General features: G+C 40.0%; 12 protein-coding genes. 8 read left to right on the top strand and 4 right to left on the bottom strand.

The genetic code is table 11. The features are described 5' to 3' along the window. Positions 1-171: 171 nt before the first annotated feature. Both gltS and F887_RS10385 read left to right on the top strand, forming a co-directional pair. On the top strand, positions 172-1,401 hold the full coding sequence (gene gltS, locus F887_RS10380) for a sodium/glutamate symporter (RefSeq protein ID WP_005293425.1): 1,230 nt from the start codon (positions 172-174) through the stop codon (positions 1,399-1,401). 231 nt (positions 1,402-1,632) lie between these two features. Then, on the top strand, positions 1,633-2,580 hold the full coding sequence (locus tag F887_RS10385) for a metal-dependent hydrolase (protein ID WP_032863115.1): 948 nt from the start codon (positions 1,633-1,635) through the stop codon (positions 2,578-2,580). A 157-nt stretch (positions 2,581-2,737) separates the two neighbouring features. Here the strand turns inward: F887_RS10385 and F887_RS10390 are convergent, their stop codons facing one another. Further along, the gene (locus tag F887_RS10390; RefSeq protein ID WP_005293420.1) at positions 2,738-3,100 is read right to left on the bottom strand and encodes a hypothetical protein; all 363 of its coding nucleotides are present in this window, start codon (positions 3,098-3,100) and stop codon (positions 2,738-2,740) included. 416 nt (positions 3,101-3,516) lie between these two features. Between F887_RS10390 and F887_RS10395 the strand changes: the two genes are divergently transcribed. From F887_RS10395 to gcvH, 4 genes are all read left to right on the top strand, one after another. Beyond that, positions 3,517-5,364 (top strand): ABC transporter ATP-binding protein, encoded by a 1,848-nt coding sequence (locus tag F887_RS10395; protein WP_005293418.1) that lies wholly within the window; start codon positions 3,517-3,519, stop codon positions 5,362-5,364. Further along, positions 5,364-5,804, top strand: coding sequence for a MaoC family dehydratase (locus F887_RS10400; RefSeq protein WP_005293415.1), 441 nt, complete (start codon positions 5,364-5,366; stop codon positions 5,802-5,804). Before F887_RS10395 ends, F887_RS10400 begins: the two co-directional genes overlap by 1 nt. 128 nt (positions 5,805-5,932) lie before the next feature. Continuing rightward, positions 5,933-6,958, top strand: coding sequence for an AraC family transcriptional regulator (locus F887_RS10405; RefSeq protein WP_005293412.1), 1,026 nt, complete (start codon positions 5,933-5,935; stop codon positions 6,956-6,958). A 119-nt stretch (positions 6,959-7,077) separates the two neighbouring features. Continuing rightward, on the top strand, positions 7,078-7,452 hold the full coding sequence (gene gcvH, locus F887_RS10410; RefSeq protein ID WP_005293410.1) for a glycine cleavage system protein GcvH: 375 nt from the start codon (positions 7,078-7,080) through the stop codon (positions 7,450-7,452). A gap of 69 nt (positions 7,453-7,521) precedes the next feature. Here gcvH and F887_RS10415 read toward each other — a convergent pair whose 3' ends face one another. Together F887_RS10415 and aspA are read right to left on the bottom strand one after the other, a co-directional pair. Next, positions 7,522-8,679: a lytic polysaccharide monooxygenase gene (locus F887_RS10415; protein ID WP_005293408.1), complete on the bottom strand. Its 1,158-nt coding sequence runs from the start codon at positions 8,677-8,679 to the stop codon at positions 7,522-7,524. A gap of 263 nt (positions 8,680-8,942) precedes the next feature. After that, on the bottom strand, positions 8,943-10,391 hold the full coding sequence (gene aspA / locus F887_RS10420; protein ID WP_050560053.1) for an aspartate ammonia-lyase: 1,449 nt from the start codon (positions 10,389-10,391) through the stop codon (positions 8,943-8,945). 473 nt (positions 10,392-10,864) lie between these two features. On the opposite strand from aspA, the gene putP reads away from it, so the two are divergent. Then, positions 10,865-12,361, top strand: a complete 1,497-nt coding sequence (gene putP, locus F887_RS10425) for a sodium/proline symporter PutP (protein ID WP_005293403.1) — start codon at positions 10,865-10,867, stop codon at positions 12,359-12,361. 46 nt (positions 12,362-12,407) lie between these two features. Here the strand turns inward: putP and F887_RS10430 are convergent, their stop codons facing one another. Beyond that, a complete protein-coding gene (locus tag F887_RS10430; protein ID WP_005152404.1) occupies positions 12,408-12,899 on the bottom strand; it encodes an Lrp/AsnC ligand binding domain-containing protein in 492 nt (163 codons plus the stop codon). Positions 12,900-13,019: 120 nt separating this feature from the next. Between F887_RS10430 and putA the strand changes: the two genes are divergently transcribed. Continuing rightward, positions 13,020-16,781, top strand: coding sequence for a trifunctional transcriptional regulator/proline dehydrogenase/L-glutamate gamma-semialdehyde dehydrogenase (gene putA / locus F887_RS10435; protein ID WP_005293400.1), 3,762 nt, complete (start codon positions 13,020-13,022; stop codon positions 16,779-16,781). The last annotated feature ends 61 nt before the right edge of the window (positions 16,782-16,842 follow it).

Genomic DNA, 16,842 nt, shown 5'->3' with positions numbered 1-16,842 from the left:
AAATTTACTGGAATTTTACGCTTTATAAATTGGCAGGTCTGCTTTTATCGACATAGGATAAGAATGTTTAATTATTGGCGAATTCACATATTTAAAAGGTGCTTTTTTTAATTTAATCTACGCAGTTAAGAGCCTTTTGCTCACTTAATAGTTCATACTTTAAGGATATCTATGGATTTCACTCTTAATCCAACATATACGCTCATGCTAGCGGTGTTGGTCCTCTATGTAGGACGCATTTTAAACAAGCACATCCCTTTTTTAACAAAATATAATATCCCAGAACCCGTTGCTGGCGGCCTAGTAGGCGCAATCATTTTTTATTTAATTCATCAATTTGCGGGTTATACAATTTCTGTAAATAAACCGATGCAAGACACTTTTATGTTGATGTTTTTCGCATCGATTGGTTTAAGTGCAAATTTTGCCAAACTTAAAGAAGGTGGCAAACCATTAATCATCTTCTTAATTGCAATTTCCTTCTTTGTCATCATTCAAAATGGCGTCGGTATGGCAATTGCGTCTGCGGTGGGTCTTGATCCATTAATGGGTGTGGTTGCAGGTTCAATTGCCCTCGTAGGCGGTCTAGGCACTGCGGGTGCTTGGGGTCCTATTTTTGAGACTAAATATGCTGTTGAAGGTGCATTGCCAATGGGTATTGCCAGTGCAACTTTTGGTATGGTTGTTGGCGGCTTAATGGGTGGACCATTAGCACGCTATTTAATTCGTAAGCACAATTTAGCGTCTCCCCTAAAAGCAGAAGTACGCGAAGAGAATAAAGATTCTCCGCTGACAGACAGTGAATATACCTTTGAAGCACCGCAAAAAGTTCGCTTGATCACTGCTGATAACGCCATTGTGACCTTAGGTATGTTTGCATTTGCTTTAGCATTTGCAGAAACCATGAAAAACCTGACGATTGGTACTGCAATTGAATTGCCTACCTTTGTATGGGCACTGGGTGGCGGTATTCTCTTACGTAATGTGTTAGAAACAGGCTTAAAACAAGAAATCTTTGATCGTTCAATTGATGTATTTGGTAACACTGCCCTCGCACTTTTCCTCGCCATGGCACTGGTATCATTAAAACTTTGGCAGTTGGCAGATCTTGCAATTCCAATGATTATCTTGTTGATTGCTCAGTCTATTGCGATGTGGGTATTTGCGGTTTATGTGTCTTTCCGTGTCATGGGAAAAAACTACGATTCGGCAGTATTAGCATCGGGTCTATGCGGTTTTGGTATGGGTGCAACACCAAACGCGATTGCAAATATGCAAGCGATTACCAATATGTATGGTCCTTCGCATAAAGCATTCTTGATTGTTCCACTTGTCGGAGCATTCTTTATCGATCTTGTGAACGTGGTTGTTATTCAAAGTATCTTACAAATCTTTGGTTAATACCTAAATCTTGAATTGACGCTTGATTGAATTTATTAAAGCCATATCTTCAAAGGATGTGGCTTTTTTATGTCTGGTTTTTAAACCTCAATCAAGCAAAAACTGCGATGTTTTATCCTTAAAATCGATTGAAAACTTATTTTTGTCCTATAAGCACATGGTGAACAATTTTACTCAATGCTAAAAATTACTTATTCAAATTCATTCGTAATTTTATATTGGGTGACAGGTATGATCACAGAAAATCATCAGCTAAAAGCAAGAAAGGTATATTTCGATTTTTCCGACTCTTCTGTTTGTTGGATGCCAAATGATCCTCTATGTTCCCACATTGCCAATGGTATCAATATGTTGTTACCTGCTGGTGAATTTTGGTTCTGCCGAGTTTTTAATAAAGCCGTCCCTTATGTCACTGATGAAACATTAAAACAAGAAGTGATCGGATTTGTGCGCCAAGAAGCAGCTCATGCGCGTGCACATGAAAAAGCACAAGATTTTCTAAGAGAAAATGGCTACGACATACAAGACCCATTAAATCGCGCTCACTTTATTTTCAATATTCTATTAGGCGATAAGCCATTGGGTCTGCCATTTTTAAAAGGCGAAAAGCTCAATGCGTATTGGTTACTGTTTCGTGTTGGCGTGATTGCTGCAATTGAGCATTTTACTGGTACGATTGGACAGTGGACACTGGATAGCAAGTCTTGGGACAAAGCAGATCCTGCGATGACCGATTTATTCCGCTGGCATCTTGCCGAGGAAGTTGAGCATCGTTGTGTGGCTTATGATTTATTTGAGCACTTACTCACCAACAAACTTGGTTTTTATGTCTCTCGACAAGTGATTATGATGGGTGTTTTCCCTTTATTTATTTTCTTCCTTGCTGATTTTGCACGAAGCCTTGGACAACAAGATCTGGAACATAAAGATATTCAAAAATTGATGCGCCGTGGATTCTTTAGCTTTATCCGTGAATTTGAAAAGACGGCAACTCAAACCGATAATCTGCCAACAATCAAATATTTGTGGAAAGCAACATTGCGCTGGACTTCTCCGAAATTTAATCCAATTGATGAAGGAGATACTGAGCAGGCATTGGCTTATATGGCTCGTTCACCAGCAGTACAATATTTTGAACAAATGACGCAAAACTCTGCAAAAGCAACTATATTAAGCTAGTCTTCAACTTTCAGTAGCAACTTGCTAGATGACTGAACACATACTGTAGCTCACATCCTTAACACGTTTAAGGATGTGTTACGTTATAGACACTCTTGAGTCTAAAAAGCTTGGTATAAATCAAAACGTCTCGAAAACCTGCCCAATCTACTGTCAATCAACATGAAAACTGGGTTTTCTTTAACTCATTTTTCAGCGCAAGATAATGTTCTTGGGCTGTATTTTGATTAAGCTTAAATTCATTTTTTGTCTGGATAATTTCATCAGTGTCTTGCATATAACGCTGATAAGCTGAATAACGATCAATAATGAGTTGATGCAAATTCATTTTGCTCTTTTCAACCAAGCACTCTTTTTGTTTTGCCTCTAATTGCTCAAGATTGGATTTTTCCTTCCCTTTCAAGCCATATTCGAATTGAATTTGATCATCTAGAGATTTGAAATAAGCATCAGACAAATTGACGTAATTTTCTCTAAAATTATTAATATTTCCTGCATGACTTATACTTAAAAAAAGCATAAATATAGCTGTAACTATTATTCTCATCACCGTTTCAATATATATTAATTTTCATCTATTATATCATCATCACGGATAAAATCCGACCCACACTTTATTTAAGATTTAAAACACAAAATATTAAGATATTCTAAATAAAATAAGATCATCTCGATATTTTCATTTCAAATTTTAAAATTCTATTCAACAGTAAGATTAAGCTACTTTATACATATTCCTTTAATTCAATTTATTTTAAATCTATTACTTCATTATTATGAATACTCCAAAAACCTTAGCTCTGCTCTAAATTAAAACACTCTTTCTACAATACTCTTGATACGCATCATTTGCTTTCTTTTGCCGTTTCTCATCTTATTTTCTGTTATCCTACAAAGGTGAGCTGAATCGTAAGACATAATCAGAGGAAATGCGGCATGCTGCAATGGTTTGAAAAATTAGTTGATCCCTATCCAACGAAAGACTTAAACAAACCATTACCGACTACTTTTTTTGCTTTCGTTTGGCAAGCAACTAAAGGTATCCGACCTTATCTATTTATCTTGATTGCATGCACCGCAGCCGCTGCAAGCTTTGAAGCATTATTTTTCTCTTATATTGGTAAATTGGTCGATTGGCTGACACAAAGTCACCCCAGTACATTTTTAGAAAATAATCAACAAAACCTCACCATCCTGATTAGCATCCTGTTTGCCAATATTTTCTTTGTCAGCCTGCAATCTGTGGTCAAACACCAAGTTTTGTTTAGTAATTTCCCAATGCGCATGCGTTGGCGCTTTCATAACTTGTTATTACAACAAAGCCTAGACTTCTTCCATACTGACTTCGCAGGGCGTCTTTCTGCCAAGGTCATGCAAACCGCTTTGGCTGTACGCGAATTCTGGATGATTTTAGGCGACATGCTGGTCTATGTACTGATCTACTTCATTACGATTAGTGTAGTATTAGGCTCTATTTCTCCTATCCTGATTATTCCTTTAATGTTGTGGCTGGTTTTTTTCATTGTGATTGCCAGCTATTTTATCCCCCGTTTAGGTAAAATCTCCAAAAAACAAGCAGATTCACGTGCGGTCATGACAGGTCGCATTACCGATGCTTATACCAATATCCAAACCGTAAAACTCTTTGCTCATGCAGGCCGTGAAAGCCAATATGCCAAAGAATCTATGCAAGAATTTATGGTGACGGTATATAAACAAATGCGTTTAGGGGTCAAATACGAAATCAGCATTCGTTTACTCAGTGCATTTCTATACATTGGTGTCATTGGTACTTCAGTTTGGTTATGGACACAAGGGCAAGCTGCTATTGGGGTGATTGCAGCTACCACGGCGATGGTATTGAAGCTTGATAGTATGGCTGAGTTTTTAATGTGGCATGTCACCATGCTATTTGAAAATGTCGGTACCATTCAGGATGGCATGACCACCTTAGGTAAACAGATCCAAATTCAAGACAAGCAAGATGCGACTACATTAAAAGTTCAGCATGGTGAAATCCGATTTGAGGACGTTAGCTTTGCTTATAACAAAAAAAATGTCATTGAACATTTTAACTTAACCATCAAACCTGGTGAAAAAATTGGCGTTGTTGGGCGTTCTGGTGCGGGTAAATCGACACTGATCCAATTACTGCTGCATTTTTACGATATCAACCAAGGTCGTATTTTGATTGATGGCCAAAATATTCATGATGTTACTCAAGATAGCTTACGCGCCAATATTGCTTTAGTAACGCAAGATACCTCTTTATTACACCGAACTGTTGCTGAAAATATTAAATATGGTCGCCCAAATGCGACTGAAGCCGAAGTCCAGCTTGCGGTTAAAAAAGCAAGAGCAGAAGAGTTTATTCCACAACTCACAGACCAAAAAGGTCGTGTTGGTTATGATGCCTATGTCGGTGAACGCGGTGTAAAACTTTCTGGTGGACAGCGTCAACGTATTGCGATATCACGTGTTTTCCTAAAAGACGCTCCAATTCTGATTCTGGATGAAGCAACCAGTGCACTTGATTCGGAAGTCGAAGCCGCGATCCAAAGTAGTTTAAATGACTTGATGGTTGGCAAAACGGTCATTGCAATTGCACACCGTTTATCTACTATTGCTCAAATGGATCGCCTTATTGTCCTTGATCAAGGTCGAATTGCTGAGCAAGGAACACATGAGGAATTGATTGCCAATGATGGCTTGTATGCACAATTATGGAAACGCCAAACTGGTGGTTTTCTAGTTGAACAGCGAGTGACTCAGGACACAGAATAATGTTGTATTTAGAAGACTTAAATGTTGGTGATCGCTTTAGTAGCCGTGAATATGAAATGACACTTGAAGAAGTGAAACAATTTGCCGGCCAATATGATCCCCAACCTTTTCATTTAGATGAACAAGCTGCGGCACAACACCCCATTTTTCAAGGTTTAGCAGCAAGTGGCTGGCATACCTCAGCTGTCACCATGCGTCTATGGACAGAATGCTTTCCAGTAGCCGGTGGGCTGTTAGGTACAGAGTCAAGTTTGCGCTGGCCACGCCCAACCCGTGCTGGCGATAAAATTCATGTTGAAGTTGAAATTACTGCAATTGTGCCATCTAAAACAAAAAATGATCGTGGTATCGTCAGCTACGTGACACAAGCTTTGAACCAACATGGTGATGTGCTATTAATATCTACAACCAAAATTCTAGTCTTTAGAAAAGCAATTTAATTGTTGAACATTCGGTGACTCTTTTGTCCAACAATTTTTATGATTGATAATTTTATTTCATGTAAAGATGTTTAAGACTTAAATGTTTAAAAGATATTGGCAAAATTGATGAGCGCCACGGAAAGCACATGAAAACAACCTCAACTCGTCAAGATCAAGGAATACCAGGCGTCTATGGCTTATTGCTATTAGATGTTGTTTCTCGCTGGGGATATAGCGATGAAACATTGTTTGCTCCATTTCATTTAACGAGTGAACAGCTGGCTGATCCAAACTATCGAATTCCAACACCGATTGCGAATGAATTGGTGAAACACGCTTTGCGTTTGACTGGTGAAAGTACACTTGGCTTTCATCTAGGTACGCAAATGCGTATTTCCATTCATGGCTTTATCGGCTATGCCATTATGACGGCGCATGACATCACGGATGCGATTGCATTGGCAAGTCGTTTCATTCAGTTACGCCTTCCCTTTTTACAGCTCTATTTTTCCACCTTCGGCCCAAAAGCCACCTTACAGCTCCAATGTGATATTGAAGTTGAGCCCTTACGCACCGAAATCATTTTAGGTTTAACCATTGGTATCATGACCATGGCCAAAGCCCTCACTGGAATTGATGATTTAAAAGGTGAAGTTGACTTAGATTTTGCTGAACCAGCAGGCTTTGACAAATACAAAGACCGTTTAACCAGTACAGTCCGCTTTAATCAGCCACATTTGATTTCCAGCTTTGATAAAAAATATCTTGGCTTAAAGATGGTCAATGCAGATGCGATTGCCAGTCAGATTGCAATTAATCAATGTGAAACTGAATTATCAGCACTGGGCGAACGTCGTCGTCTAGCCATGCGAGTCCGTGATATTCTGACCAATTCAGAACAGCATTATTTAAGTATTGAGAATGTGGCTGAACGTCTGCATATGTCAGATCGAACCTTGAAACGTCAATTGGCAGCAGAAGGAACCTCCTTCTCAACCTTAGTCGATGAAGTTCGTTACCGTCATGCAACGTCTTTACTGTCTCGAACAGATTATAGTCTAGAGCAAATTGCAGATGAGCTCGGCTATTCAGATGTTGCGAATTTTAGCCGGGCATTTAAGCGTTGGAGTGGTCGTAGTCCAAGTAACTGGCGCAAAGACCCTTATTTATAAGATTGTAAAATGTTGTGGGTTTATGCAAAGCTAAACCCTTCATTACCAAAACTTTTGTTTTGATTAAAAAACCTGTATAAAGCCAATAAAATGATGCGACAGATTGTTAAGGAGTTGTCATGAATCATCCAGCGGAATTGAAATATGCACGTACGCATGAATGGGTAAGAATTGAGGGTGACCTAGTTGTTACGGGAATTACTGACCACGCACAAGATGAGTTGGGTGATTTAGTTTATGTGGAAACGCCTGAAGTTGGCAGCCATGTAACCGCAGCTGAACAAGCCGGTATTGTTGAGTCGGTAAAAACAGCATCGGACATCCATGCACCTGTGTCAGGCACCGTAGTTGAAGTCAATACTGATCTTGAAGATGACCCTGACTTTGTCAATGATGAACCTTATGGCAAAGGCTGGATTTATAAGATCAAACCAGACAATATGGCAGATGTTGAAAAGTTACTTTCAAACAGTGACTATGAATCAGGTTTATAATTTTTAAATCTTGAATATTCAAAAAACCGAGTGATCTATTCACTCGGTTTTTTATTGCTACACCAACTATTATTTTACGAGAATCCACGCATCCTGCCAGTTCGAACCAGTGGCAGGAACATATTGATGCGCTTGGATGGTACACCAACCACTATAAGGAAATGGCTTACACTGATAAATACGTCCATCACTGCCTAATACCTTAGTCCCTGCCTTGTATGTACTGATATTCTTCGGATAAACAAAATCATAAGAACCACCACCACTGATCGGTGCACGCTCAATTTTGATTTCGACACGTTGGATGCCACTATTTAAACTACTATAAACATCATTTCTCCCACTGACTGGTACAATCTCACTATTTGTGTTTTTAACGCCTGCCCGTAACGCGCTATGTTCTCGATTAATCGCTTCTGCTAATAAGCGTGGCCAAATATTTCGACTGCCATTGGCCGTACTTGTAATCAGTAATTCTGTTTTTAAATTTGAATTTTCACCATTACGATCAAACACACGCGTCGATACCCGATCATTTTGCAATAAGTCATCAAGCGGATTGATATCGCCAATATCATTCCAACTTTGAACAGGTTTCGGGGCCTCTGGATCGACTGGTGTGGTCGGATTTCCTGATCCAACATTTACATCAATGACATTATAAAAAGCATTACTGGTATCACCGATATCCCAAATGGCTAAAATGACATGATATCCGCTCCGATCTGCTGGCACATTACAACGATGTGTGACCACACTTGCAGGTTTTTGATATTTCCCGTCCACGCTACAAAAAGGATTGAGATCAAAAGCACTACGTGCCAATGCTACGGAAGGATTCCACCCTTGCTTCGTGATAAAATAACGCCAGCCTTGGCTCACATGTTGTGCCGTAAATTGCCAAGTAAAATCATTGGGGCCAGTGGGTAAATTTGTTTTTACCCATCGTGTTGGTGATTGCGCATTCAGTTCTGAAAATTGACTCAGATTCGCATTGGCAATCTGTCCATCTGGTGGTCCAGACTGCGGAAAACCTTTAGGTGCTTCTAAGCTTTGCGGTTCCCAGACAATGCTTCCACATTGTGCATTTTTATTAAGCTTACAGGCGTAAGCACGAGATTCAGGTTTAAGTACATAACCATGCGCAAAAACCAAAGATGGCACAGCAGGTAATACCAATATTCCAAACGAGATTAAACTGCGTTTAATTAAATGTCGCATCATCATTATTCTACCTTCATTATTTCACTTATTTATTGTTGTTAAGCATTGGTGTTCTTAAGACACCTCTTAGACCATAGGTTACCCGCTTAGGTAAGACAACCACCTACTCTGTAATGATCTGTAATATGTCAGATGACTTGATCACAGGAATAAAGCGTTGTGTTGACCCGATCAAATTATTTCACAAAACCATTATTTTTCAGTGCAAGTAAAAAAGCCCAATTCGGTTTGAACTGGGCTTTAATAAAAAATTATTCGCTTAGGATTTAAGCAACATAATCGACTTGGATACCATCAACTTCAGAAACTAAGTTTTCAAAAGAGAAAATCTCATCAAGTTGAGTTTGTGTCAGTAAACCGCGCTCTAAAACAACCTCTTGAATGGTTTTGTTCTCAGCAATACATTGCTTACCAATCTCATCGCAGAGCGTATGGCCTAATAATGGATCAAGCAACGTAATAATCCCGACACTACGCATCACTGCATCATGGCAAGCCTGTTCATGTGCCTTGATACCACGTACACATTTTTCATCCAAGCTCTGAATCGCATGAGTAAGCAATTCGATTGATTCATTCAGTGAAATCGCAATCACGGGTTCCATCACATTGAGCTGTAACTGACCAGCTTCTGCCGCAAAAGTAATGGTTAAATCATTGCCAATCACTTTAAAAGCAATCTGATTGACCACTTCAGGAATGACAGGGTTTACTTTCGCAGGCATGATCGAAGAACCAGCTTGCAATTCAGGTAATTGAATTTCACCTAAACCTGTACGTGGTCCTGAACTAAGCAAACGCAAGTCATTGCTAATTTTTGAAAGTTTGCATGCAAGACGTTTCAATGTACTGGATAGGATAATAAATACACCGCAGTCACTGGTTGCTTCAACATAATCTTCGGCACCGACCAGATTCAAACCTGTAATGTCTTTTAAACATGAAACGGCTTGGACGGCATAACCTTTTGGTGTATTTACACCTGTACCGATGGCTGTCGCACCCAGATTCACTTCAAGTAACATTTCTCGAGTACGCTTAATCAAGCGCACATCTTCTTTTAATAAGGTCGCAAAAGCATGAAATTCTTGTCCGAGTGTCATCGGCACAGCATCTTGCAATTGGGTACGTCCCATTTTTAATACATAACGGAACTCAATCGCTTTATTTTCAAATGAAGTAATCAACTTATCCATTTGCGTGAATAAAACATCTAAAGAACAATAGGTTGATAAACGAATCGCGGTTGGATAAACATCATTGGTTGATTGTGACTTATTGACGTGATCATTTGGATGAATCACATCATATTGACCTTTTTGATAGCCTAATGATTCAAGTGCAATATTTGCAATGACTTCATTGGTATTCATATTAATTGAAGTGCCTGCACCGCCCTGATAAATATCAATCGGGAACGCATCTTGCCATTTTTCAGTTTCAGTCATTAAAGCATCACAAGCATGCTGAATCGCCAAACTTTGTTCTTCTGTTAATTTACCAAAACTTAAGTTCGCTTGAGCCGAAGCTTTCTTTACTTGAGCTAATGCACGAATAAAGTAGCCATTTTGTCCAACTTTTTGCGAAGAAATTTTAAAATTTTCAATTGCACGCAGTGTATGAATTCCATAATAACAATCTGCTGGAACTTCTTTTGCGCCGAGCAAATCATGCTCTATTCTTATCGTTGCCGCTTGAACCGTTTCCACTTGCATTTCTCTCAGACAATGCACCCTTATGGTGCAATAAACTAATATGAAATATTCCAACTGATTTTTCATTAGCAAAACTGCTTAACATTATATTTTTTTATAGTGAAATTTCTCTGGATTGTTGCCTTTGTAACAGTATGTGTCATAGTTTTTGTTTGATTTTTAGCTCAACAAATTTAATCTACACATGTACATTTGATGAATTGTAACTTTTAAATACATTGTGATTTATTTTTAAACAGCAAAATCTGTTTTTTTGGCGAAAAAAAATCCTATTTTTTGAATTAAAAAATTAAGATTCATACACTTAATTTAAATTACACAAAACACACAAATAATATACATAAACATAACAGTGTTTTAAAAATCATTTGTGCTTGAATCTGTGACCTTATCAATCCCAAGAATAGTAAATCATTTTTTTAGCTATTCAGGTGTGATTGCAAATTATGGATATGTAAGGACAGGCATCCATTATGAATTTTTCTAACCCCACTGTTGTTGTATTCGTGGTATATATCGCCGCCATGCTTGGCATCGGTTTATACGCCTATTTTTCTACTAAAAACCTTGACGATTATATTCTCGGAGGCCGAAGTCTAGGCAGTTTTGTAACCGCTTTATCTGCGGGTGCATCAGACATGAGTGGTTGGTTACTCATGGGCTTACCTGGCGCTATTTACTTAACTGGCTTGTCAGAATCATGGATTGCCATCGGCTTGATTATTGGCGCATGGTTAAACTGGTACTTGGTTGCAGGTCGTTTACGTGTACATACTGAAGTACAAAATAACGCTTTGACCTTGCCAGATTATTTTACCGGTCGTTTTGATGACCAGAAGAAAATCCTACGCGTCACATCTGCATTGATTATTCTTGTATTCTTTGCGATTTATTGTGCTTCTGGCATGGTCGCTGGTGCACGTTTATTTGAAACATTGTTCCATTTGCCATACTCAACAGCGTTATGGCTGGGTGCATTCGCGACAATTGGTTATGTTTGTATTGGTGGTTTCTTAGCAATTAGCTGGACAGATACTTTCCAAGCAGGCTTGATGATTTTCGCATTGTTACTGCTTCCTATCGTAACTTACATGTCTTTAGGCATTGGTATGGAAGAGTTTACTGCAGTCGTTGAATCTGTACGCCCTCATGCTTTTGATTTTGCAACCAATTTAAGTCTTGTTGCGATTCTTTCAGCTGCAGCTTGGGGTCTAGGTTATTTTGGTCAACCACATATCCTTGTCCGTTTCATGGCAGCTGATTCAGTGAAATCAATTCCAGCTGCACGCCGTATTGGTATGACATGGATGGTTCTATGCTTAGCGGGTGCAGTAGGTTCAGGCTTTATCGGTATTGCTTACTTCCAAATGCATCCTGAATTCGCTGCAGCAGTAACGGCTAACCCTGAAACTGTGTTTATGGAACTCACCAAAATTTTATTCAACCCTTGGGTTGTTGGTGTGATCCTTGCAGCCATTCTGTCTGCAGTCATGAGTACGCTAAGCTGTCAGCTTCTGGTTTGTTCTAGTGCTTTGACCGAAGATTTGTACAAAGGCTTTATCCGCAAAAATGCATCTCAAAAAGAACTGGTGTGGATTGGACGTGCGATGGTACTTGCTGTTGCAATGCTTGCCCTCTCTCTCGCTCAAAATCCAGAGAGTAAAGTTCTTGGCTTAGTTGCTTATGCATGGGCTGGTTTCGGTGCTGCTTTTGGTCCGTTGATTATTCTTTCATTGTTCTGGAAACGTATGACCTTAAACGGCGCATTGGTGGGCATGATCGTTGGTGCATTGACTGTAATCTTGTGGAAAAACTTCTTTGGCCATACTGGTGTATACGAAATTATTCCAGGCTTCGTTTTTGCTTTGATCAGTATCGTGGTGGTGAGCTTACTGGGTAAAACACCAAATGCAGCGGTAACCAGTCGTTTTGAACAAGCTGATGAAATCTATACACGTGAAATGAAATAATTCTTGAATGAAAATTTAAGGGGCTCTAGAGCCCCTTTTCTTTTGCTTAAAATTTTGTTTTTGATTTAATTTTTATTTTTGAACTGTCTTTCACGACCTGCATCACTGGGTAACTTCGAGTTTCCTTCACACCCGGTAATTGCCATAATATCTGGCCCGCAATACGACGAAACTCTTCCATCCCTGCGCTGCGCAGTTTAATCAGAAAATCAAAACCGCCACTGACCATATGGCATTCCACAATTTCTGGATATTGCGTTACTGCATCAATAAAATCATCCAAAACATGTGGGGTGGTTTTATCCAGCAGTACTTCAACAAAGACCAAAAAGCTCGCATTCAGCTTATTGGGATTGAGTTTTGCCTCATATCCCAAGATGAATTCATCCTTGGTCAGCTTCTGGACACGCGCCATCACCGCAGTCGGTGATAGGTTCACGAGTTCTGCTAATTTACTATTAGAAATTCTCCCATCTGCTTGAAGAATATCCAGAATTTTTAGATCAGTTCGATCTAACGCATAAATAGGGCCATTCAACTGAATTTTCCTCTAAAAAATAAGTAAATTATAGTGAGTTACTCGGGTTTCATTCTGTAATCATAAATTATCTAAACCTCTCTACTCAATATGTTCTAGAGATTGTTATTGGAATTTAGTATGAATACATTGGATACTCCCGCACAAATGGAAACAGCTCACATAGACGGTTATATTACCGAATTTAAAGAAAAAAGTGAGTTTGAGCAACGCATTAATACAGCTTGGCGACGTGCTGAGCCTGAAGCAGTCGCTGTACTCGCTGAAGCAGCAAACATTTCTCCTGATCTTGACCACAAAATTTATGAACTTGCTTTTAGCCTAGCGCATAATTTACGTGAGCGTAAAAGCTCGGCTGGTAAAGCAGGTATTGTTCAAGGTTTACTTCAAGAGTTCTCACTTTCTTCGCAAGAAGGTGTAGCGTTGATGTGTTTGGCAGAAGCTTTGCTTCGTATTCCAGATACAGCAACCCGTGATTTATTGATTCGTGACAAGATCAACCAAGGCAACTGGAAAGAACACGTAGGTCAAAGTAACCTGATGTTCGTCAACGCTGCTGCATGGGGTTTGATGTTAACTGGCAAGTTAATGGAAACACCTAAGCAAACCAGCTTGTCTAGCGTATTAACGGGTCTTTTGGCGCGTAGTGGTCGTGGCATCATCCGTAAAGCGGTTGACGTTGCAATGCGTATGATGGGTGAACAGTTCGTTACTGGTGAAACCATCGAAGAAGCTCTTGATCATGCAAAACCATTTGAACACAAAGGTTTCCGTTACTCATACGACATGTTGGGTGAAGCTGCACTTACTGAACATGATGCTGAGCGTTATTATAACGACTACACGCAAGCGATTCATGCCATTGGTAAAGCATCAAATGGTCGTGGTGTTTACGATGGCCCTGGTATTTCAATCAAGCTTTCTGCATTGCACCCACGTTATCAACGTGCGCAAATTGATCGTGTACATCACGAACTTTACAATAAAGTTTTTGAACTTGCGTGCTTGGCAAAACACTATGACATCGGCTTAAACATCGATGCAGAAGAATCTGAACGTTTAGAAATTTCTCTCGAATTGCTTGAGCGTTTGTGTTTCGAACCAAAGCTTGCGGATTGGAAAGGCATTGGCTTCGTTATTCAAGCTTACCAAAAACGTTGTTTCTACGTTGTTGATTATATTGTTGATCTTGCAAAACGCAGCAACAAACGCCTGATGATCCGTTTGGTGAAAGGTGCATATTGGGACAGCGAAATCAAGAAAGCGCAAATTGATGGTATGACAGACTATCCTGTGTTTACCCGTAAAGTACACACCGATTTGTCATACATTGCTTGTGCGAAAAAATTACTTGCAGCACCAGATCAAGTTTATCCGCAATTTGCGACACACAATGCGCAATCACTTGCAACGATCTACACCTTGGCGGATCCAAGCAAATACTACCCAGGTCAATACGAGTTCCAATGCTTGCATGGTATGGGCGAGCCATTGTACGAACAAGTTGTCGGTTCTAAAGAAGATGGCAAACTAGGCGTTCCATGTCGCGTTTACGCACCTGTTGGTAACCATGAAACATTATTGGCTTACTTGGTCCGTCGTTTACTTGAAAATGGTGCCAATACTTCATTCGTAAACCGTATTGCTGATAAGACCTTGAAAGTTGAAGACCTGATCCAGTCTCCAATCAAAGACATTCAAAGTTCAGCACAAGAAGAAGGTCAGCTTGGCTTAAAACACCCTGCTATCCCACTTCCGCATGATCTTTATCCATTACGTCCAAATTCAAATGGCTTCGATCTGAATAACGATCAACCATTAACAGATTTAGATGCAACTGCACAAAAACTTCGTGACCACGTGTGGAACAGTAAGCCTCTGCTTGGTTTTGAATCAACAGTTCACGATCAAAGTAATGCAATTGTAATTACAAATCCAGCACAAAATAGTGAAGTGGTTGGTCATGTCAATGAAGCAACCAGTGCAGATGTACAACTGGCACTTGAAGCTGCTGTGCAAGCACAACAAAGCTGGGCTATGACGGACAAAGCAGAACGTGCTGCTTGCTTAAAACGTGCTGCCGATTTGATGGAAACTCGCATTCAAGAGTTGATGGTATTGCTTTGTCGTGAAAGTGGTAAAACCTATGCCAACGCCATTGCAGAAGTTCGTGAAGCGGTCGATTTCCTACGTTACTACGCAACACAAATCGAAAACTTACCTGCAAATGCACAAGTAAAACCATTGGGTACAGTGCTTTGTATCAGCCCATGGAACTTCCCTCTTGCAATTTTCTCTGGTCAGATTGCAGCTGCTTTAGTTAGCGGTAACTGCGTGATTGCAAAACCCGCAGAGCAAACACCACTGATTGCAGCTCAAGCAGTTGAAATGCTTTGGGAAGCTGGCGTACCTCGCGGTGTGGTTCAGCTGCTTCCTGGTCGCGGTGAAACTGTTGGTGCTCAATTGAGTCAAGATGATCGCATCCAAGGCATCATGTTCACAGGCTCTACAGAAGTTGCAAAAATCTTGCAAAAGACTGTGGCAAAACGCTTGTCTCCAAATGGTCAACCGATTCCGTTAATCGCGGAAACAGGTGGTCAAAATGCAATGATCGTCGATTCTTCTGCCCTGACTGAACAAGTGGTACTCGATGTTGTCAGTTCTGCATTTGATAGTGCCGGTCAACGTTGTTCTGCCCTGCGTATCTTATGTGTTCAAGAAGACAGCGCTGCAACCGTCATCAAAATGTTGAAAGGTGCAATGCAGCAGTTAATCGTAGGTCATCCTGCGATCTTAAAAACTGATATTGGTCCTGTAATCGATACCGAAGCAAAACAAACGATCGATACGCACATTCAAAAGATGAAATCTAAGGGTTATCCTGTTCATCAATTGATGTTCAATGATGCTGCAAGCCAACAAGCACTTGCACAAGGTACCTTCGTTCCGCCAACGGCAATCGAACTACCAAATCTTGATGACTTAGAGCGCGAAGTATTTGGTCCTGTATTGCATATCATCACTTATAAGTACGGTGAACTTGAGCAATTGATCGATCGTATCAATGCAAAAGGTTATGGCTTGACCATGGGTCTACATACCCGTATCGATGAAACCATCAACACTGTGATTCAACGCGCGGAAGTAGGTAACTTATATATCAACCGTAACATCGTTGGTGCAGTTGTAGGTGTTCAACCATTTGGTGGTGAAGGCTTATCTGGTACTGGTCCAAAAGCTGGTGGTCCGCTTTACATGTACCGTTTGATGGAGCATTGTTCTGAGAAAGTATTAGCAACACCATTTGCGGTGAAAGCTGAAATCTCTAGCTTTGATGCTGTATCGAATGTTGCTTACCAAAACTTGTTGTCATGGGCAAATAAAAATATGCCTCAAGCAATTCCAACGATTCCAGCATTTGGTGTTGGTAAGTTCTACGAATTGCAAGGTCCAACAGGTGAAAGCAACCAATACATTATCTTGCCTCGCCATCGTGTACTTGCTATTGCCAATGATGAAGCTGCTCAATTGCAGCAACTCCTAGCAATCTTCGCAGTAGGTAGCACAGCAGCTGTATTAAAAGACAATGCATTCCTAGTGAAACACAAAGCATCTTTACCAAAAGATGTATTAGATGCGACCACTGTGATTTCAAGTGTTGAAGCAGATCATTTTGATGCTGCTTTACATCAAGGTTCAGTTGAACAATTAACTGACTTACAGCATAAGATTGCAAACCGCTCTGGAGCAATCGTGGGAATCACTCACCTTCAAGTGAATGAGCAAATTCCTTTAGAACGCCTAGTCATTGAACGAGCAATTAGCGTAAACACTGCAGCAGCAGGTGGTAATGCGAGTTTAATGACTTTATCTGAAGACTAATTTTCAGTCTTCTATCTCCTAACCCGAACCATGTTTACATGGTTCGGGTTTTTTATTTATA

This window comes from Acinetobacter sp. NIPH 2100, assembly GCF_000369805.1.
GTDB lineage: Bacteria > Pseudomonadota > Gammaproteobacteria > Pseudomonadales > Moraxellaceae > Acinetobacter.
The sequence above is the reverse complement of the archived record's forward strand: the minus strand, read 5'-3'. Positions and strand labels throughout refer to the sequence as shown.

Excerpts from the sequence above, each read along its gene's own strand:
- F887_RS10405 (WP_005293412.1), top strand. The coding sequence starts at position 5,933 with ATGAAAACAACCTCAACTCGTCAAGATCAAGGAATACCAGGCGTCTAT.
- putP (WP_005293403.1), top strand. The coding sequence starts at position 10,865 with ATGAATTTTTCTAACCCCACTGTTGTTGTATTCGTGGTATATATCGCC.
- aspA (WP_050560053.1), bottom strand. The coding sequence starts at position 10,391 with ATGCAAGTGGAAACGGTTCAAGCGGCAACGATAAGAATAGAGCATGAT.
- F887_RS10390 (WP_005293420.1), bottom strand. The coding sequence starts at position 3,100 with ATGCTTTTTTTAAGTATAAGTCATGCAGGAAATATTAATAATTTTAGA.
- F887_RS10415 (WP_005293408.1), bottom strand. The coding sequence starts at position 8,679 with ATGATGATGCGACATTTAATTAAACGCAGTTTAATCTCGTTTGGAATA.
- F887_RS10385 (WP_032863115.1), top strand. The coding sequence starts at position 1,633 with ATGATCACAGAAAATCATCAGCTAAAAGCAAGAAAGGTATATTTCGAT.
- gltS (WP_005293425.1), top strand. The coding sequence starts at position 172 with ATGGATTTCACTCTTAATCCAACATATACGCTCATGCTAGCGGTGTTG.
- putA (WP_005293400.1), top strand. The coding sequence starts at position 13,020 with ATGAATACATTGGATACTCCCGCACAAATGGAAACAGCTCACATAGAC.
- gcvH (WP_005293410.1), top strand. The coding sequence starts at position 7,078 with ATGAATCATCCAGCGGAATTGAAATATGCACGTACGCATGAATGGGTA.
- F887_RS10395 (WP_005293418.1), top strand. The coding sequence starts at position 3,517 with ATGCTGCAATGGTTTGAAAAATTAGTTGATCCCTATCCAACGAAAGAC.
- F887_RS10400 (WP_005293415.1), top strand. The coding sequence starts at position 5,364 with ATGTTGTATTTAGAAGACTTAAATGTTGGTGATCGCTTTAGTAGCCGT.